The 19,862-nt window shown below is 50.8% G+C and carries 15 protein-coding genes; 6 read left to right on the top strand and 9 right to left on the bottom strand.

Translation table 11 applies throughout. The features are described 5' to 3' along the window. Nucleotides 1-17 precede the first annotated feature (17 nt). The 6 genes from EPA93_RS20175 to EPA93_RS20150 form a co-directional block, all read right to left on the bottom strand. Nucleotides 18-1,142 carry a L,D-transpeptidase gene (locus EPA93_RS20175; protein WP_129889242.1) on the bottom strand — a complete coding sequence of 375 codons (1,125 nt, stop codon included), beginning with the start codon at nt 1,140-1,142 and terminating at the stop codon, nt 18-20. 120 nt (nt 1,143-1,262) lie between these two features. Next, on the bottom strand, nt 1,263-2,063 hold the full coding sequence (locus EPA93_RS20170; protein WP_129889241.1) for an inositol monophosphatase family protein: 801 nt from the start codon (nt 2,061-2,063) through the stop codon (nt 1,263-1,265). A 356-nt stretch (nt 2,064-2,419) separates the two neighbouring features. Further along, nucleotides 2,420-3,346 carry a carboxylesterase family protein gene (locus tag EPA93_RS20165; RefSeq protein WP_242527453.1) on the bottom strand — a complete coding sequence of 309 codons (927 nt, stop codon included), beginning with the start codon at nt 3,344-3,346 and terminating at the stop codon, nt 2,420-2,422. 295 nt (nt 3,347-3,641) lie between these two features. Further along, nucleotides 3,642-4,865: an acyltransferase gene (locus tag EPA93_RS20160; protein ID WP_165423275.1), complete on the bottom strand. Its 1,224-nt coding sequence runs from the start codon at nt 4,863-4,865 to the stop codon at nt 3,642-3,644. 61 nt (nt 4,866-4,926) lie between these two features. Further along, the gene (locus tag EPA93_RS20155) at nt 4,927-6,483 is read right to left on the bottom strand and encodes an AMP-binding protein (RefSeq protein ID WP_129889238.1); all 1,557 of its coding nucleotides are present in this window, start codon (nt 6,481-6,483) and stop codon (nt 4,927-4,929) included. A 32-nt stretch (nt 6,484-6,515) separates the two neighbouring features. After that, nucleotides 6,516-7,904 (bottom strand): MFS transporter, encoded by a 1,389-nt coding sequence (locus EPA93_RS20150; RefSeq protein WP_129889237.1) that lies wholly within the window; start codon nt 7,902-7,904, stop codon nt 6,516-6,518. A gap of 253 nt (nt 7,905-8,157) precedes the next feature. Between EPA93_RS20150 and EPA93_RS20145 the strand changes: the two genes are divergently transcribed. From EPA93_RS20145 to EPA93_RS20135, 3 genes are all read left to right on the top strand, one after another. After that, nucleotides 8,158-8,841, top strand: coding sequence for a response regulator transcription factor (locus EPA93_RS20145; protein WP_129889236.1), 684 nt, complete (start codon nt 8,158-8,160; stop codon nt 8,839-8,841). Between the two features lie 9 nt (nt 8,842-8,850). Next, on the top strand, nt 8,851-10,374 hold the full coding sequence (locus EPA93_RS20140) for a sensor histidine kinase (protein ID WP_129889235.1): 1,524 nt from the start codon (nt 8,851-8,853) through the stop codon (nt 10,372-10,374). A gap of 269 nt (nt 10,375-10,643) precedes the next feature. Next, nucleotides 10,644-11,417 carry a CE1 family esterase gene (locus tag EPA93_RS20135; protein ID WP_129889234.1) on the top strand — a complete coding sequence of 258 codons (774 nt, stop codon included), beginning with the start codon at nt 10,644-10,646 and terminating at the stop codon, nt 11,415-11,417. Between the two features lie 24 nt (nt 11,418-11,441). On the opposite strand, the gene EPA93_RS20130 is transcribed toward EPA93_RS20135, so the two are convergent. Then, nucleotides 11,442-12,503 carry a DNA methyltransferase gene (locus tag EPA93_RS20130; RefSeq protein ID WP_129889233.1) on the bottom strand — a complete coding sequence of 354 codons (1,062 nt, stop codon included), beginning with the start codon at nt 12,501-12,503 and terminating at the stop codon, nt 11,442-11,444. Between the two features lie 832 nt (nt 12,504-13,335). Between EPA93_RS20130 and EPA93_RS20125 the strand changes: the two genes are divergently transcribed. Continuing rightward, the gene (locus EPA93_RS20125; protein ID WP_129889232.1) at nt 13,336-13,725 is read left to right on the top strand and encodes a hypothetical protein; all 390 of its coding nucleotides are present in this window, start codon (nt 13,336-13,338) and stop codon (nt 13,723-13,725) included. A 45-nt stretch (nt 13,726-13,770) separates the two neighbouring features. Here the strand turns inward: EPA93_RS20125 and EPA93_RS20120 are convergent, their stop codons facing one another. After that, entirely contained in the window at nt 13,771-16,062 is a 2,292-nt protein-coding gene (locus EPA93_RS20120) for a prolyl oligopeptidase family serine peptidase (protein ID WP_129889231.1), read from the bottom strand. Between the two features lie 277 nt (nt 16,063-16,339). On the opposite strand from EPA93_RS20120, the gene EPA93_RS20115 reads away from it, so the two are divergent. Continuing rightward, the gene (locus EPA93_RS20115) at nt 16,340-17,029 is read left to right on the top strand and encodes a VC0807 family protein (RefSeq protein ID WP_129889230.1); all 690 of its coding nucleotides are present in this window, start codon (nt 16,340-16,342) and stop codon (nt 17,027-17,029) included. A gap of 99 nt (nt 17,030-17,128) precedes the next feature. Here the strand turns inward: EPA93_RS20115 and EPA93_RS20110 are convergent, their stop codons facing one another. Next, nucleotides 17,129-18,667 (bottom strand): sulfatase family protein, encoded by a 1,539-nt coding sequence (locus tag EPA93_RS20110; protein WP_129889229.1) that lies wholly within the window; start codon nt 18,665-18,667, stop codon nt 17,129-17,131. Nucleotides 18,668-19,083: 416 nt separating this feature from the next. Here EPA93_RS20110 and EPA93_RS20105 point away from each other — a divergent pair, with 416 nt between their 5' ends. Next, nucleotides 19,084-19,824 carry a CBS domain-containing protein gene (locus tag EPA93_RS20105; protein ID WP_129889228.1) on the top strand — a complete coding sequence of 247 codons (741 nt, stop codon included), beginning with the start codon at nt 19,084-19,086 and terminating at the stop codon, nt 19,822-19,824. The last annotated feature ends 38 nt before the right edge of the window (nt 19,825-19,862 follow it).

The following is a 19,862-nucleotide window of genomic DNA, read 5'->3' as shown; positions in this document are numbered from 1 at the left end:
TGAGAGATAGAGCACATTTAATAGATAATGATGGCTGTATAGAGCTGTGCAAAATCGTAGATCCATTTAGCATTATCTGTTGAGATATTGACGCAGCCGTGAGAGCCTCGGGTTGAAGACGTATTCCCGCTGGCATCCGCGTGGGGAAAATTGGTTCCTCGCCCATAATCTACGCGCCACCAGCTATCATGAAGGAAGTAGCCATTGCTGTGATATTGCATCGCATAGTTAATAGGAGTTGGAGGATACCAGAAGGGCGAGTCTTTAGGGGCGTTAGTCTTGAACGTTGTATGTGTTACTTTGCTCTCAATCCACCATATACCTGGAGGCGTGGGGAGGTCGGGCTGACCTGTTGTGGCCAGGAAGGCTGTGATGAGCTGGCCCTGATTATAGATACGTACGGCCTCCTCAGATAATGAAACAAGAATGGCCTTACCATCGAGCTTGTTGTAGTGCTTCAAGAGCTGGAGATCGGTCTGGTGCACTTGATTGTAGGGAGTTTGATCTGTACTGTTTGTAGTCATAGCCTGAAAATTGGTAAGGTACATTTGCAGATTTTCGATAGCTTGCTGATAGTCAGCTACAGTCTTAGCTTGATTGAGATCGTCCTGAGACCAGCTGCCAATACCGGTGGGTCCATATTCAAAGCCTAGAGGATAGGTAGTACCATTATAGCTATCATAATATGTATGGTTTTGCCCCCAACTTGCAACCTGTTGAGCTAGTTTCTGTTGGAGGGTCTTCGCTTCGGCTTTCAGAGCCGGTATTTTAATATTTTCAACATGGGTGTTTAAAGTGGAGAGTACGGCTTGAAATGACGTGGCCGTGAGTGCGTTATGTAGTGCTGATTGGTCGCCCTCATACTGCTGTTGGTATGCGGTAACATCTGCGTGATATCCCTGCATGAGAGAGATCCACTGCTGAAATGTTTGGAGCTGGGTATCTGCCTGGTTTTTTAAGGTAGTGCTGATAGTGGAGGTGGGTATGGGGGTGGGTATGCTGGGGGTTGAACTGGCCTGCTGATTCGTACTACCTGGAATCTCGCAGCCACTTAACAGGAGAAAGCATAGCGTTGAGCTGATAAAGAGTAGGGTGGATAAACGCTTGTAAAAACAGTGATTTTGCATCTGATGCCTGTTCATAACTGCTCTCCCTTAAACATAAGGATATTCCTCATTAAACATTGGCATACTAATACCGGGTGGAACACATAGATGATCCACCCTGAATATAGGGTAATATATGGTTCAGGTGATGGTAAGCTAGTGCACAGAAATTTTGTTGATAATTGCCTTGTGAAGTTCTCTTGTGCTGGCAATAACAAGAGAAAACGTATCTTCCAGGTTGGTAATTGGGCGGAGAGGTTTGCCTAAATGATCGCTAACAATACCTCCCGCTTCGAGTACAATGCTTGAGGAGGCCAGAAATGACTCGCCGGTGAGACGCTCCCCTATATCAATAAAGGCGTCGTAAGTGCCGCTTGCGACATAGACGCTATCGATTGCGGAGCTACCAGTACGGCGTACCTCGGCAGGTATGGGTTGACGGGTAAGGATATTTTGTATTGTGCGCACATCTCTGCCATCAAAATTGATGCCAGCTAAGCAGTGGGCAAGGTCTTTCTCCTCGCTAGCTTTACAGCGCCTGCCGTTGCGGAAAGCTCCGCCTCCGCGCTGGGCTTGATAAACTGTGCCGCTAAAAAGCTCTCCTACTAGAGCCCATTGTACTTGTTCCCCAATAATCGGCGCATCGATAGGTAAGACGGCAAGCGATACACCCGCCGTCATGATGCCGCGAGTGACGTTGTTGGAACCATCGATGGGATCGATAACGATCCTATGGGTTGGCGAAGGTGCTGTAGTAAACCTTGGTCGCTCTTCAGTGAGCACCTCGAAACCGTAGCCGCTATCGATGAGCCCGCTAATGATAATGTCTTCGGCGTCGCGGTCAAACTGCATTGTAGTATGTTCGGGAGATTGTGCATAAACCTGGCTGCCAGCAAAACGCTCGGATTGTGCATAGGCACGTACCTGACGAAATAGCTGCTCTAGTAATTCTAGCATGGTGTCTTTTGCCTATCTCTTTACCAAGCACAAGCTTGATAGTTATTTATGATAGTATATCAGAATACAAATGGCCTGGTGAGGTTGATGCAAACAATCAGGAAGAGCTATAGGAGCTGCTGGGCAATCTCTTTGGCGTGTGCATAGACTGCCCTGCTTCCTATTTCTCAATAGAAAGGCTTTAATGTGTGCATCGATACTACCACTTTAATTAATGTATCGTTTGGAGGTTGGTAGTTGTTACATGTTTGCGACTTACTCAGGACAAAACTCTCTTTGCCTCTATTGTTTACTGTTCTGCTAGTTATTTTTTGAGACTATTCGTAAATAGGCGCATGAGCTTGGTTTTGGGCTAGCTAGCCGGATCGGCCGGCTTTCTGCTGGGCAAAGAGCCAGGAAAAGAAGTTTGTGACGCGCAGCGGAGAGTTAGCTAAAGAGTAGGCATAGTCCCAGACACCATGAGGCTGACCCTCAAACTCTGTATAGCGAGGATGGCCTCCCGCTGCCTCGATGGCAGTAATCATATCGCGCGAGCCCGTAACCGGAACGCTTTCATCTTTGGACCCATGGAATGCCCAGATTGGCAAATGCGTTAATGCTGAGGCTTTAGAGGGGTCACCAGCTCCTGCAATTGGCGCGGCAGCTGCAAAATAATCGGGCCAACGTTCTATTGCATCCCAGACCCCGTGGCCACCCTGGGAAATGCCTGTAATGTAGAGCCGGTTGGCATCAATCCCCTTGTATTGCTGTTGGAGAGAGTCCAGCAGCTCTCTGCTCAGACGTAAGGGATCGCTGGGCTGGCTCGGCTGCGTGTAAGATCCTTGATGAATGGGGACATTTACCCACTGTTGCGAGGCAGCTATCTGTGGCACAACAACAAAGCAAGGCCAGCGCTGTTGAATATCTGGATTAGCGGGGCCTTTATATTCTGCGCTCCAGACCTGGATGTATGCCTGGCGAAAGAGAACTTGCTGGTTCTGGGAAATAGTGTTAGTTGGTTTGCTTCTCTCGCCTCCACCGTGCAGAAGGAGCACAAGTGGATATTTTTGTTTGGGGTTGTAATGGGCTGGTATATAGAAATAGTAAGTCAACGAGGTTCCTCGGGCATCAATAAACTTGCGGGTAAGATAGCCGTAGGTATCTACCAGGGTAGTGTTTTCAGCGAGAGAATGGGTGGAAGTCACTGAGGCCATAGTGGCACGATATTTTTTGAGCCCTATTCCGCAGGCAATAATAACGATTATTGCCATGAGGGCAAGAAGAAATATTTTAGCCTTTTTCATGAATATTCTTTCCATTTTTCGATTCTGCATATTGTGATGAAAGTCAGCTCTATTTCTCAGGAAGAAGCACATGGGAAGGATGCAGGTAGCTGCTTGCTCAGGAAAGCTGAAGATCCTGAGCAAGGCCCTGTGGACGGCAAGACAACCCGGCGTACTATGCTCAGGTTACCATTAATCGCCGTCAAGTTGTATGCTTTAATATGCATTGCGCTTGGAGCAGACAGATCTTTTCAGGCTGCCTGTGTCCAGGCCTTCTTCAAGCAAGTGAGCCACCTACGGAGAGAAACCGTCTCATTTATAAAGCATGCTGCGCCTGCTTGGCCTCTGCTGCTATGTCTTGCTCTGCCTTTGGTGAAGCTTGAGGCGTTGAGGTACTGGAGCGCCGTGCAATTTGTGCACGTCCAACCAGGCGGCTCAAGACTGGAATATGCATCATGACGATACTGATCGCCGTGGCTCCGCCTGCCGTAATGAGCCAGGTGAGAACGACGCGTATGGCAACAGGCCAGGCTTCAGGCATAGAGGGAACAACCCATTTTAGGGTTGCCGTGAGAAGCAGGGCGTGGATAAGGTAGACGCCAAAGGAGACGTCTGAGAGCAGATGCCAGATGCGATATCCCTTTGGGCGACCATCAGCATCAACGCGCTTGGCCCAACGACTTACGAGCCAGAAAAAGCCGGCAATGACGGCTGTGCTATAAAACACCATAGCAGGTTGTAGTACCGAGGTTGCATAGTCCATAGGTTCCTGATAGATGCGCATCTGGAGCACATAATGTATCCAGAGCCCGGCCAGGGCGAAGAGCGTGAGGCAGACAACCGCGCGACCGTGGCGGAGGAGGAAAGCGCGTACTTGCTGTAGATAGAGCGCCGTCAGGCCACCCAGGATAAAGTACAATTGGTAGACCAGGACAAAGCGATTCTGATATTGTGCGATAAATTGCCAGAAGCCAGAAGAAGCCAGCGAGCCTTTTTGCAACAGGTGGTAGTCAAGGTACATAAAAACTACCTGAAAGACAAAGCTAATGCTCAGTACTATCCAGGGGCGGTTTTTGACCTGCTTGAGGAAAAGCAGGAATAGGGGCAGGATAAGATAAAATTGTAAGGTCAGCAGAATATAGTAAAGCTGATACGAAGCATTACCGGTGAGAATATCCAGAAGCGCAGTCTTCGTAAAAGTTCCCGCAGGCAGAGGAGGATTGTTTACCCAGGTATAGATGATGCTCCAGATAGCGTAGGGAATCAGGACCCCGATACCGCGTTTGGTCCAGAAGCGTTTAAAGTTAAAGGGACGCCCATAGTAAACATAGACCATAGCGAAGGCTGTGACGAACATAAACACTTCTCTTGTGAAGTGTAGCGCGACTACGAAGGCATTTTGGATCTGGGTGCCTATGTCGGTATGATTAAGAAAAAGCGTAAAGGATAGTACATGCACGCCAACTACACATAGTGCTGTACATATACGCAGTGGGTCCAGTTCATAGATATGCGCGCGACGCTGTTGCTGTTCTCTCACTACATCCTCAATTCAATAAGACTCACGAATAATATGTCCATGGTAATTCCACTCTCAAGGGTCAGGCCGTGTGTGAGGCAACGTCCTGAGCCGTGAAGCGGGCCTGTTCGCGGGCTCGTAAGAGGCGTCGCTCAAGCTTGCCTGTAGGATTTTTTGGCAAGGTATCAAGGGCGATAAAGTCGACGGGCACCTTTGGCTGGCTCAAGCGTTGCGCTGCGTATTGATGAAGTTCCTGGGCAAGCTGCGTGCTCCATCTTGTCTTAACCACGACATAGGCTACTACCTGCTCGCCGTAAATGGGATCGGGGCGACCGACTGCCGCTGCTTCACGCACAAGTGGGTGGCTTAAAAGAACTTCCTCGATCTCGCGGGGCGCGATGTTTTCGCCGCCACGAATAATGACTTCGCGTAAACGGCCTTTAATAAAGAGGTAGCCGTCTTTATCCACATAGCCAAGATCACCAGTGCGAAACCAGCCATCCTGAAAGGCCGTGGCGCTGGCATTATGCTGGTAGGCGCGAATGAGGCTTGGGCCGGCAATACAGATCTCACCTGTCTCGCCTGCTCTTACATCACATAGATCGGCAGTCTCGTCAGTGCGCGGCTGGCAGATACGAAGGGAGATCCCAACCGGGCGACCGGCTGAGCCTGGCTTGCGTTTGCTAGGCGGTAGCGGATTCGCCACGACCTGGCTGGCTGCCTCTGACAAACCGTAAGTCTCGATAACCGGTATACCAAAGCGCACCTCAAAGGTCAGGAGATCTGGAATGGGTAAGGCAGCGGCGCCGGTGCGCATAAAACGCAGCTTGCCCGGCAGGAAGGCGGGTTTTTCAGTTTCCAGCAGCATTGCGACGATAGTTGGTACAATGCTTGCCCAGGTAACCTGATAGCGCTTTATCCATGACCAGAAGTGGCTGCGGCTGAAGCGCCTGGCAATCACTACAGTACTGCCGGCCAGCAGCGAAGAGCACAGGCTGACGACTGGAGCATTGACATGGAAAAATGGTAAAACAGTCAGCCCGTGATCCTGTGGCGTGAGCTGATGGCTAAGGCGAACCTGCTCGGCGGTCCAGCTAATTTGCTGCTCGTTGAGTACGACGCCTTTAGGCTCGCCAGTGGTTCCTGAAGTTGTGAGCCAGACCTGGCCGGGTAAAGGCTCCATCGCCTCAAGGGATGCAGCCTGCTTGATAAGGGCTTCACAGGCTGCTAAGGTCATGACCCGAGCTTGCGCCAGGCCGAAGCCTTCGGCTTCTTCTGGCTGCTCCGTGAGCAATAGTTCAGGTGTATATCTGTGGGCAATGCGGGCCTTTTCTTCGTTCCTGGCTCCAGCTGGGAAAGGGATAAGCTGGTGGCCGCCGGTCAGGGCGCTGAGCCAGACAAGCGCGTTAGCTATTCCAGAGGGCAGGGCGAGAAGCAAGCGGCGGGGTGCAGGACCAAAGGCTTTTCGCAGCTCGTGCACTGCCGCTAGCGCCTGGGCATAGCTAAGCTTGCGCTCTGTCTCTGCTTCCACAATAAAGGTGGCATGTGGCTGTTTGGCTGCCCATTTGCATAAACTTTTATATAAGTAATGGCTCTCAACTTGTGCCTGATTGTGTGTATATTCGCTAAGTTTTAACATCTGTTTCTCTCCCAGAATAGAATTGGCTAAAGCTACTTATCTGTGGAGGAAGCGCTAGCTGCTTTCTCTAAGCTTTCTCCTTTAGTTTCTGTGCCGAAGAGCGTAATCACCAGAACTCCGAGGGCAGCAATGACTGCGACGAAGATGTAGGAGCCGGAGACGCCAACTCCGGTGAGCAAGAAGGCCATGATGAAAGGGGCCAGGACTCCACCAAAGAGCCGCCCAACGCCTTCAAAGAAGCTGATACCCGTCTCGCGAATGCTGGTTGGATATTGTTCAGCGCCATAGATTTTTACTACTGGATCAACGCCAATGCCGAAGAATGACAGAACGCAGCCGCAAAAAAGTGCAATGGCCGCATTTTGGGCGAAGCCAAAGAGGATCGCGCTAAGCGCGGCAATAAGCGTGAAGCTGATCAGGGTAAATTTGCGTCCAAAGCGCTCTACGGCGTAAGCTGCAAAGTATTTGCCTGGGATAGAGGCAACGACAATAATGGTGGTAAGCAAAAAGGCATTGCCTACGCCGTATCCCTGCTTGAGAAGGACTGATGGCGTATAGGTCTGGATCGCGTAGAAGATGAAAAGAATGCAGGCAAAAGCCGTCCACATCATAAAAGTGCGCTTGCGATACGTGCCCTGAAAGATCAGCGTAGGCGCAGTCTTTTGCACTGCTGTTGACGCGGCGATCTCGATTTGTGGTTGGGGTAAGGGCGAGCCTGTACGTCGCTCAATCACGGCTTCAAGGCTACTCACAATACGATCTGCTTCACCTGTGCGCCCCCTGGTTTGCAGCCAGCGAGGCGATTCGGGCATCCATTTGATAAGAATGGGCACATAAAGAAGCGGCAAGCCGCCAATATAGAACATGATGCGCCAGCTTAGATCCTCTGGTAATTGTGGGATCAGGACAAAGGCGAGCAGAGGCGCTAAAAAGTAGCCAAAGGACAGAAATGAGTCAAGAATCGCGGTCATGGCTCCGCGAAAACGGCGCGAAGTCAATTCTGCTGCTATAGCGTAAGGAATAGGGAATACTGCGCCCATGCCCAGACCTGCTATGAAGCGTAGCGCAATCAGGGATGGTATATTTGGCGCAAAGCCGCAGAGCAGTGAAAACGTGGCATAAAACGCTGTGCCGATGACAAGCATGCGTTTGCGGCCAATCTGATCGGCTAGCCAGCCTGCTGGCACGACTGCGGCGACGATACCAAGCGTCGAGGCCGTGGCGATGATTCCTATGTCAAAGCTGTTGAGCTGGTATTGTTTCTCTAGTGAAGGTAATATATTACCAATGATGCCTATATCATATGATTCGATCAGCCAGGCAATGCCGGCGAGGAACATGATGCGCCACAGTTCTCGGCTGAGCGGAAGTCTATCAATGCGCTCAGGGATGGCGTGTTGAAACTGGGCTGCGGTGTACAAACCAGGATCTCCTTTAATACGATATGCTTACTTCTAGCCTTTATTCGCCTGTATCTTGCCACCTCTAGCTGAAAAAGCGGCTGCGATTAGCTGAAAATTTGCTGAATCGCAGCCATGCTGAAGTGCTATAATTACAGTGGCAGTTGCCAGAATTTAATGTTTTTTTGCTAAATTGCGTATAGAGTCCTGGAGATGTTAGCGTAAGTTTGCTACAATAATTGCTGGAAGTTTGCAGCGTGGATATCGGAGCGAAATGTATACTTCAGATAGACAACCCACTGCTTTGATTGTAGATGATGAGCCGCAAATTGTGGATTTTCTGCAAATGGGCTTTGCTTATGAGGGATTTCGCGTTGTTGTTGCTACTAATGGTCCAGATGCGGTTCAAGCGGCAGCTGCTCAGCGGCCCGATATCATCATTCTTGATATTATGCTGCCCGGCTTTGATGGTTTGGAGGCGACGCGCCAGATACGGCGAGGCCAGGATGTGGCTATTATCATGCTGACGGCCAAGGAAGATGTTGATGATCGCGTGATCGGGCTGGACCTGGGGGCCGATGATTATGTTACGAAGCCCTTTGCCTTCAAAGAGCTGATGGCCCGCGTGCGCGCCGTGCTGAGGCGACATGGCAATAATGTTACCGATCTACTTTCATTCCAGGGCATTACCCTTGATCGCGGAACGCGCGTGGTTACCCGCGATAATCAGCTTGTTGAGCTGACGCCACGCGAATTCGATCTGTTAGAGCTGCTGCTTATGCATCCGCGCCAGGTTTTGACCCGCGATGTGATTCTGGCGCGCGTGTGGGGCTATGATTATGTTGGGGATGATAATATCATCGAGGTCTATATACGGCACCTGCGCGAGAAGTTGAACGATAATCCACCTCGTTTACTCCAGACGGTACGCGGCGTAGGTTATACTCTGCGAGGCTAAATTGTACATATGTGGCATATAAAGCGATTGCCAGGATTGGCTGCACGCATCCCTATCCGCTGGCGCTTAACCTTGATTTCGCTAGGCTTGCTCACGCTCCTGGTAAGCGCGCTTGGCGTTATTCTCTTATTTGTGGCGCAAGAGGAGCTGTTGAACAATCAGGCCACGGCATTACGTAACGAGGCGCGGCTGGCCGCCAGCGGTATAAAGGGAAGGCCTTTTATTGTGACAAGGCCGCCCGGACCTCCATCGGGGCCTGCTCCCTTGGATTTCAAGTTGCATGCGAACATTCTTGCCCAAAAGCTGGCGAGTATGAGTGCTAATGCCACCATTCTTTCGCCGCAGGGGCAGGTTATCATCTCTGGTATCGATCCTCTCTTCTCGCCTCCGGCGATTACTCTTACGCCGCAACAGATTCAGCAGCGCTTAGATGCCGATCAAGATGCTGATGGTTACTTGATCGCGCGCGATTCGCAAGGCAAGCGGCAGCTTGTTGTGCTAATGCCTATCGTCAGCGATCATGCTACCGTGGGAGTTTTACAGCTCAGCACTCCTATAGCCTCGATTGACAATTTTCTTACCACCTTTCGCTTGATCTTAGGCTTGGGTATCCTGGGAGCTTTAAGTCTGGCCACTGCCTTAACTTTTCCCCTGGTTGGTGCTGCGCTCCGTCCCCTGGTAGAAATGGAGCGTACGAGTCGGCATATTGCGGCGGGTGAGCTTTCTTTACGCCTGGATGTGCCCCAGGCTAACGACGAGATTGGGCATCTGGCACGCTCATTTAATGGCATGGTAGCTCAGCTTGAAACAGCCTTCAGGCAACAGAAGCGTTTTGTGGCCGATGTCTCGCATGAGCTACGCACACCCTTAACGGCCCTGAGCGGTAGCCTGGAGATGCTGCTTATAGGAGCAGACAAGGGAGATGTTGAGGCCTCGCGCCGTCTTGCCCGTGGGATGTATGCTGAAGTGCAACGTATGCATAGGATGGTCGAGGATCTTTTGATCCTGACCCGCCTTGATGAGCGTAAGGTTGCCTTACACGAAGATACGCTCGATGTGCGGCGAATTATGGAGCGTATTTACGATCAGGCCCAGCAATTAGCGCGTGGACAAGAGATTTCCTGTGAGATAGCACCTGATACTCCTCTGTTGCGGGCTGATGGGGATAAGCTGCAGCAGGTCTTGCTGAACGTTGTGGATAATGCCTTAAAGTTTACTCCCTCTGATGGTCGGATTAAGCTGAGTGCTTGCGGTGAGGATGAAGATAAAGTCAGGATTGAAGTGAGTGATAATGGCAAAGGGATTGTGCCTGAAGCTTTGCCGCACGTTTTTGATCGCTTCTATAGAGCCGATCCAGCGCGCAGCCGAGCGCCCCAGCGCGTCGGTGGTAGCGGGCTCGGCCTGGCTATCGCCCAGGAGTTGATACAAGCTCAGCATGGAACTATTGAGATTGATAGCATACTCGGAGAAGGAACAAGCGTGGCTATCAAATTGCCGGCAATCAGGCTAATACCTGAGACTTCTACCCCCTGAGCGCGTATATATTAATGATCGCAAATATAACCTTATAGAATTGAGTACTAAATTTCAATGTCTCGCCATGCATTTCTCTATAAAATACTGTTCTTTATAACTGCGCTCCCTTGTTTGCTAATAAGTTCGAGTGTCTATGCTGTGCCGAGTGCCAGAGCCCTGGTAGTGCGGATTGTGGAAAGTAAAGGATGTGGGAAGCTTTCTCCTATTAAGCCGGGCAGCAGCGCTAATGAGAATATTATCTCAGGGGGCTCAGGCGCGTATATCGTTTGCACATTCCTGGAGGTTACCATAACAGAGAAGCTTACCCGCTGGTACTTAATTTCCATGGGCATGGCAGCAATGCCAGCGTCCAGGAGCGTATGACCGGGATGTCTCGCCTGGCCGATCAACGCAACTTTGTTGTGGTCTATCCTCAGGGGAGCGTGGGCCTGGATATGCGTACAGGCTGGAATACTGGTCCCTGGAACTATCCTCATGTTGATGATGTGCTTTTTACCAGCGACCTCATTAATCGTTTGCAGGAGACGCTCTGTATCAACCCGCAGCGTATTTATGCGGTAGGCTTCTCAAATGGCGGAGGGCTGACGAATATTCTGGCTTGCAAACTTGCCGGTCGGATCGCGGGCTTTGCCATTGTTTCTGGCGGTATGCATCCGGTTACAGGCGGTTGCCGTCCGAGTAGACCGGTCTCGTTGCTAGAATTTCATGGCACTGGTGATCATGTCGTCCCTTATACAGGTAACCGGGCCAACGATGATGAGCCGCCTATTGCCGCTTGGCTGGCGGGCTGGGTAAGTCGCGATGGCTGTACTGGTAAGCCGACGATCCTTGCGCTTGAGAAGCGCGTTATGCGTGAGCAATGGTCGCCCTGCCGTGGCGACACTCATATTATCCTTTATCGAATCAGCAATGGTCAGCATACCTGGCCAAGAAGAGGGGCAGTTCCTGATGCTGATGGTCATGTGCTAGATGTGACGCCTATCATCTGGAATTTCTTTCAGCTCCATACCTTATCAATGTCCAACAAACCAGCTTTGTAGGCTAACTCGAAGCTTAGAAGGGATTTACGCGCCAGGCCCGCTTTGAACCTCCTCGACGATGTGTTGGATAGCAAAAGGCGTATGGATGCAAGGATGGAGCCGTTCAGTAGCTATGTTGATAGCTAGCTCACTGCTATCGCAGGTGATCCAGCGCCTATCAAGCTGTTCGGCTACAGCGGCTGTAACACCGCTGCCGCAGAAGCAATCAAGCACTATGTCGTTTTCTTCAGAAGAAGCCAGGATAATGCGCTTGAGCAGAGCTTCGGGTTTCTGTGTAGCATAGCCTGTGCGTTCAGGGTCCCTCTGGTGAAGGTGGCTTATATCGCTCCATACATCGCTTGGTGACATCAAGGCATGCTCGTCATACGTATAGGTGCGGCCGGCTGAGCGGATGCTCCATGAGACGCTGCCATCAGCACTTATCTCTTTGCGCATATGATTCCGCTTATGGGAGCCACGCCTTTCGCCTATCCGTTCGGCATGAAAGCAGTGCTGGGCCGATTTGGTATAGAGGAGAATGGTATCGTGCTTGCGCGCATAGTGTTTCTGAGCGCGACCTCCTGACTGATAGTGCCAGATGATTTCGTTTTTGAAGCCCGGACCGTTGGCGAGCGGACTGAAGCCGAAAATTTCGTCAAGTAGAACTCTGGCGTAATGAGTCACGCGCCAGTCAAGATGAATATAGAGGCTGCCGGTGGGAGAGAGTAGGGCGTGTAATTGTAAAAAAGTTTCATAGAGCCATTGTAGATAAAGATCCAGATTATTATTCCAGGTATCGTGATAAGCTAGCTGCTCCCCTTTATTAAATGTGCGGCCAGTCATAAAGGGCGGATCAATATAAATTAAGTTAATAGATGCGGCAAATTCTTGCATAAGCGCCGGTAGAACCCGGTTTTTGTCGCCCCAGATCAAACGATTGTACCAGGAAAGAGCTGAGGGCTGCATTGCAGCGTCCTTACTGGCTGCAGGGGTATACCATTCCTTTGTCACAAGGTAGTTTTCATATGATGTATTCTTGTCCATTTCCTGAGTTGGGACGTAGCAATTGGCTAACCTGGCTTTATCTCTCCATATTAACTCTGCCATATATGCTCCCTATATAGAAATTTATGCTTGTCAATTATGGATCGGTTAATTTTCGAAAGGGCAACTTGCTAAGCTTTTCCTGTTTGGTTCACCTGGCAAAAAAGCAATATATCTTATAGTGATTAATCTAGCTGTTACGGAAAAATATCTACTCTTGCTCATCAAGCCTTTCTACCACTTTCTCATAAAATTATCATAGAAGTGCAAGCCCTCTCTGTCAATGTTTTCAGGGCTTTCCAGTTCTCGTTCTTGGGCCGCCTGACAGCGACGAAGAGGAGGGGAAATGTTGGGTCGCAATTCGCTCGATCGCGATGTAGCCTCCAAGCCCCAGGTTAAGGGCCAATCCGCTAGGTCGCGGCGCCCCCTTAACAATTCCGGTTTGGTGACCTGAAAACCCCTTGTCAATATTTTCAGTTAGCTCTATTTCGCGCTATGACAAAGTTCCCCGGCCTTCTGCTGTTCTCAATTCTGTACAGGCCTTAATTGTTAGCAGGGCATATCGAAGATGTTGTGTTGATTATAATGCATAAAAATCGTTAACTGTAATAGCGGCTTGCGATCTTTGCTATGGACAAATCAAACTCGTCTAATATGAGAGATATGGTTTTGGTAAATGCCGGTCAGGCTTCTGCTGAAGGCAAGCGGTACTGTTGTTTGGCGTAAGCCACAAAAGTTGACTCATAGCGATCTCTATCAGTATACTGAGCGTACCTGATGCTCACGCCCGTCTGGCCGGCTGAGCTAATACTACTTGTCTCTCTAGATGGATCAGAGAGGGCATTGAGGACGGACTGCCCTCAGAGGCTGATAAAATTGCTTGAGGAAACTGTTTATGCCATATACCCTGTGGGTTTTTCTGTGTATTATTGCTTACATTGGAGGGTTAGGGCTGATCATATGGATAACGCCGAAGTTGCTAACCCGCTCTTTTGATGAGGGCTTGTTTATGGGCATCGCGGCTATGGATATTATCGGGGCCTTGCTGGCATTTGGGGCCATTGTGGTGATATTCGCGGTGTTTAATGGAGCCCTGGCAATCAGGATTTTAAGTTTTGTCCTGCTTGTGGGTATTCTTGCTGTGACAGGGCGGCAAGCCCTGACAAGTTTCAGGCCGCGTATCCTGTCGGGAACTGTCCAGCTTTCGCGCATTATTGCCGGCGTCTATTGCGTCTTGCTGGCTGTTGCGTCGATCTTCTATATGGTCCAGATGTTTTTATCATAAAAAATGGCCAGAGCGTCATAAACTTGACACTCTGGCCACATTTGTTTAGAGGAAACGTTCAAACCAGGCTAAGGTGCGGCGCAGTCGATCCACGCGTTGCTGCGGCATTCCAACTGTTGGCCAATCCATTAAATGGCTGGCCTGGCGATAACGAACAAGCTCAACCGGGTGCTTGCGTTTGCGCAAAGCAACAAACAGCTGCAACGATTCGCTGAAGGGGCAGGCCAGGTCATCCTCGGCGTGTAAGAGGAGCAAGGGCGTGCTGATCCGATCAGCAAACGTGAGCGGCGAGCGGGCTTGCTGTAGGGCCGGATCTTCCATTGATAAGGGGAGCCAGACGGGTTGATCCGAGAGCAGACTTGCCGTAGCGATTGAGCTAAGACCGTTGCGGCTGACCGCAGCTTTGAAACGCTGGGTCTGAGTAATGGCCCAGTTGGTCATATACCCTCCGTAACTCGTACCATTAATACCCAGGCGGTTGGCATCTATAGCCTCGGTGGCAATGACATGATCCAGGCCCGCCATAAGATCCTGAAAATCGATCCCTCCCCAATCATTGAGGATTTTGCGGCTGAAATCTTCACCGTAGCCTGTACTTCCGCGCGGATTAGGCGCTAGAACCGCGTAGCCTTTACCTGCTAGAACTTGAAATTCATGGACGTAGCCATCTCCCCAGGCCAGCGCGGGCCCTCCATGTGGAGCTAGAATCAATGGCGCTTTGACGCCTTCTGGTAGCGCTGGCAGATAGAGCCAGCCCTCAATCTCCTGTCCATCAATGCTGTGCCAGCTTATCCGCTTAGGTCGAATGAGTTGATGCTTTTGCAGAAATACGTCATTGATGCGCGTAAGCTTACGTAAGCCTTGCCCATCGCTGCCCATGCTCCAGATGTCGCCGGGGGTAAACCAGTCCGCGCGAATAAGGGCGAGTAACTGACCATTCCTGCTCAGTTGGGGACTGAGATAGCGTCCATTGCCACTGGTCAACTGGCTAATTTTATTGTTCCCCAGCTCAATGCGATAGAGATGAACCTGTCCATGGGTTTGCGCGGTGACAAGAAAGGATTTGCTGTCTGGATACCATTGTGGCCGGCTGAGCCATTCAGTGCGCAATTCATCGAAAATCCATTCCTGGCAAGCAAGTTCTTCTGCGCCCGTGACCGCTGGATGGGGCGCGCTCTTGCCATCAGCCGCTACAACCCAGGGGTGAACGTTACCGGCCTCGGTCTGATCGGGTGTATAGAGGTAAGCAATAGATTGGCCATCGGGCGACCAGGCCGGTTCTTGGGCCAGCCCTTCTTCAGGCGTGAGGCGGCGCATCTGGCCCGTGGCTACCGTCAGGACCCAGAGCGCTTTGCTGATGCTGAGATCGGGCAGCGGACGCCGATTGGCACTGAAGGCGATCTCGGTGCCGTCAGGCGACCAGCTGGACTGAAGCAGGTCAACCGGCTCTGAAGTCAGGCGCATAGCATTTCCCTGTAGAGGGATCAGCCAGAGTTGCTCGTGGCGGCCCTGTAGATGCCCTGTGCCGTTCTGCAGCTCGTCCAGGCGGGTATAAAGATATACCAACTCGTTGGCATCAGTAGGATCGGCCTTATCGTCGCCTGGCTTCCAGGCGGAGGTGGCGAGCAAAAGCTTGCCATCGGGACGCCAGCTATAGCTGCTGATGCCTTGTGGGAGATTGCTTAGTTGACGCGCTTCTCCACCATTGAGTGGGAGAAGATAGATCTGGCTAGTGCCGGTGCGATTGCTCAGAAAGGCAAGAGTTTGTCCGTCAGGTGACCAGCGCGGTGTGCTATCATGATTGTTTCCAGCGGTGATCTGCCTTGCCGGTTCTTTTTTCCCTCCCTGGCTGCTAACCAGCCAGATCGCGCTACTCGTGGTATTTGTTTCTGCGTGGCAGCTCTGGACTGTAAACGCGATCCAGGAGCCATTTGGCGAGATTTGCGGCTCGGATACGATCTCTAAAGAGAGCAGATCCTCTACATTCAAGTATGGAATAGGGTCCTTTGTACTACTGACCTGCTCTGTGCTTGGTTGCGTTGCTGCAGAGGCTGTACTCTCTCTGGCTTCCTCGCCCTGGGATGTATCTCCAGGGCTATTCACTTGTTCTGCATCCTCTTGCTCATCTGCGTCGCTATCCTGGACGGCCTCGGTTTGAATGGTGGCAGCCGGGTCTTCTTGCTGTTCGTTGGCGGTAGACGTATGGGTATCTATTGAGGCTTCCTGCCGGGTTGCAGGCTGTGTTGTTGTAGAAGGGGCTGGCTGTATGGCGGCATTATGCTCTGTCGATGCTGAAGTAGAACGCTGCACAGTAGGCGTATCTTCGTTATCAATCATCTCGCGCTCCTCTGTATTTGATTTTGTCTCCTATGTTCTATTCTACGAACGTATCCGCTGGCGAGTTACTCGCCAGATTTCTGCTCTCTCTTTTAAGTGCATATTAGATGAAAATGAGGTAGAAAGAGCTAATTTATCTCCCCCAAAAAGGGGAGATGCGAACCCTACTTCCTGGCGATGTTTGCCGTGTAGCTCTCTCTTATACTTGTTTCAACAACATCTAATAACAAATCTCTTGATGGAATACAAATCTGATCAGGAAAGTGAAAATAAAATTATGCAAAAGCAAACTTCTGTATTAGCAAATTCCGAGAAACAACCAACCATAGATAAAAAAATCATCTTGCGCAACCTTGCCATCACCCTGGCTGTTAATGCCGCAGGACCTTATATCATATATATGGTCCTGGAAAACTATTTGCATGTTCCCACTTTGCTTGCCCTGGTGGCGACTGCAGTACCCTCGGTCATTGATAGCGTGGTGGGTATTATTCGACAGAAGCGTATCAACATTATTGCTGGCTTTACGCTGGTAACCGTACTTATTGGCTTATTGCTCCTGTTCATCAGTGGAGATCAGAGGCTTTACCTGGTACGCGATGCCTGCTTTACGGCTGTCTTCGGGCTGGTGTTCTTGATCTCCTCGTTTTTCAAGCGCCCGCTGATGTTTTATCTCGCACGTACTTTTGTCTCAGGGAACACACAGGAAGGTATTGCGCGCTTTGATCTGCGCTGGCAGCAGTCAGCCGAGCTTCGGGCGAACATGCGCACAATAAGCCTGATCTGGGGGGCTGGTTTGTTTTTAGAGGCCATGCTGCGCATCTCCCTGGTCTTTACGCTCAGCACTCAGCAATTTCTGAGCCTCTCGCCGTTTGTCTCCTATGGCGTCGTTGCCCTTCTGCTCGCCTTGACAATGTACATATCGCGTAGGGCGAGAAACCGCTCTAAAGAAAGCTCTAACGCTTGATCCGCGCAAAGAATATCAAGAGGTCGCCTACTGCTGCTGATAGCAATGGCGGCCCTTTCTTTATGCCTGGTTCTCTTGCCTGCGAATTGGGCTTAAAGCTTAGAACTCGGCGATACGGGCCGAGACCGGATGGCTATATTCGGCAAGTAATTCCAGAAGCTGCAAGAAAAGGATATGGGCTTTGGCGGGCACCTGATTGCCGCTGGCCAGATTATGTAATTCGTGAGGATCGTGCCAATGGTCGTAGAATTCTTTTTCACGCGTTACCGGATACCAGGTGAGCCGATAGCGCTCGTCGTAGATGCTGATATTTGTAGTTTCTGGAGAGCTGCCATAGCAGCAGACAAGCGGGCAATGTCGCCCAGTGTTTTGCCAGAGCGACAATATGTTTTGACCCTGTACTCCCGCAGGAGTGGGTACCTTCGCCAGCGCACAGATAGTGGGCACGACGTCAACATTGCTCATGGGCATAGATATCTCACCGGGCAGCGACATAGAGAGCGCTGGCGGCAGGCGTAGGATAAAGGGCACATGCACCAGCACATCGCTGCATCCCAGGCCCTTTCTGATCAGGCCGTGATCACCAAGAAAGTCGCCATGATCACTAGTAAAGATCAAGATAGTCTGCTCGTATTGCTTATTTTGCTGCAGGGCAGCGACAATACGCCCGACGTTTTGATCGATAAGATAGATCATCGCCTGTGTATACTGGCGTACCATGCGTATGGCGGCGGGAGAATAGGAACGCGTGCTGAAAAAGCTATTTTGCCAGAGCCGCGTAAAGCTTGCTGGTTTACTCGACCATTCGCGCTCGTCAAGTTGGGGAGGAGCTACCTCGTTCTGCGTGAATAGGGCTAGCAGTTCTGCAGGAGGGGTAAGTGGAAAATGGGGATCTGGGAAGCCGACAAAGAGGAAGAAAGGGCTAACATCATTTGTGCGCTCATTCAGATAGGCTATAGCGCGATCGGCGATCCAGGTGGAGGGATGAGCCTCTAGCGGGATGATGCCTGGATACATATCTGAAATCTCCGGGAAGGCGAGGCGTTTGCGATGCTCGCCACGCTGTAAAGCCTCGCTAATAGCAGAATGGGTGGCCTGGAGCCATAAACGATAGTGGCCTTTGATGTTTTCGCCGTGCCCAAGGGTCATCTCAACATGCTGAAAGCCGTAGTATGGACCATGCCAGTTGTCTCGTGCGCCGTTGTTCCAGGTGGCTACGGTTTCCTCATAATCCAGGGCTGGAGGAGCCTGCGTCGGCGTGAGATGGAGCTTACCAATCGAGCAGGTAGTATAGCCGTTTGCCCCTAAAATATCGGCAAGGGTGGGAGTATGGCTGAGGGGGACGCGCGACCAGTCGCGTCCCTTGTTTAAGGGATGCTTGCTGATATAACTGGCGCGAGGTAAGGCGACTCCATTGGTCGGTACTCCGCTAGCCAGGGGATATCTACCGGTCAGTAGCGAGGCGCGTGAGGGCATGCACACAGTACTGGCAGCAATATGACGCTTGAAGAGCACACCCTCTCTGGCCAGGCTATCGATATGTGGTGTGATGGCCTGGTCATTGCCTGTGCAGCCAAGGCTATCGTAACGCTGTTGATCTGTATGGATGATGACGACGTTGGGTGACGTTGCGCTCATGCGAAATACTCCGATTTAGCTCTTTCAGTAGATATACCTTTTAATTGCTATCTGGCTTTTTTGCTCAAAATAGTCGCTTCTTATCCTGGCCTGTTGAAGGCCGAGAGGCGCCGAAGTGCCTGATCTCTTTTTCTGGTAGACTATTGATTGCTATTGCATGCAAAGGCCCTATTTCTAGTATAATTGAGATAGATAAAAGTAGAGAATGCTACTACAAAAAGACAATTGGGTGCTCTATCTGACGTGCAAAAGAAAAATTTCGCTGCGGTTTTTGACAGATCTATCGTGACCCCGTGAGCTGTCCTTTGTGTGCTATTATTTAGGTGGTGGCTGTCAGTTAATCCGCTGGTCCCTTCTGGCGTCAGAAAGAGTTGGAATGCTGTGTTCTATTAACACTGCTTAGAGGAGAGTAAGCCATGATTGTTCGCGATATTATGACAACGAAACTGATTACTGTGGCGCCAGATGATACCCTGGCTCATGCGGTTAATCTACTGCGCCAGCATCAATTTCACCATTTGCCAGTAGTGCGCACCGTTACACTTACAGAGGCTGAACAGCCTGGGAGTGGTGGACGTCAGACAGCCGCTTTGTTGGAAGGCTTACTTACCTCACAGGATGTCGATTTGCTGGCTACTGTGGCCCGTCAAAGCTCTTCAGGAGATCTATTGCAGCGTCACTGGCAAGAGCGTCGTATTGTTGAGGTAATGCATCGGGCTCTCATTCGCGTGACGCCGACGACGAATGTTGCAGCGGCGGCCCAGCTTCTCGTTGAGCGCGGACTGAATTATTTGCCTGTCGTTGAATATACCCATGTAGAGCAGGATAACCAGCCAGTGCTGGTTGGGCTGATAACAAGCAGCGATCTGCTGCTTGCTTTTGCGCGGGCGATGGGAGCCTATGAGCCAGGAATGCAATTGGATGTGGCATTACCGATGGGAGATACCGCCCCTTTAGGGAAAGTGCTCCTTTCTGCTGCGGAATTGAATGTGCAGATACGCAGTATTATAGTAGTCCCGGTTGCAGGTGGAGTCCCTCTTGTGGCGAGTGTGCGCCTGGGTACGATCAATCCAACTCCCTTGCTTGTGCGTTTGCAGGAGGAAGGTATCCAGTACACCTTTGGTGCGCCTCTGGATGGGGATAAAGAAACAATATAAGCAAGGTTGGCGATCCTTGCTTTGTGGAAGGTGATGAT

This window comes from Ktedonosporobacter rubrisoli (assembly GCF_004208415.1).
GTDB lineage: Bacteria > Chloroflexota > Ktedonobacteria > Ktedonobacterales > Ktedonobacteraceae > Ktedonosporobacter > Ktedonosporobacter rubrisoli.
This window is presented reverse-complemented; position numbering and strand designations above follow the sequence as displayed.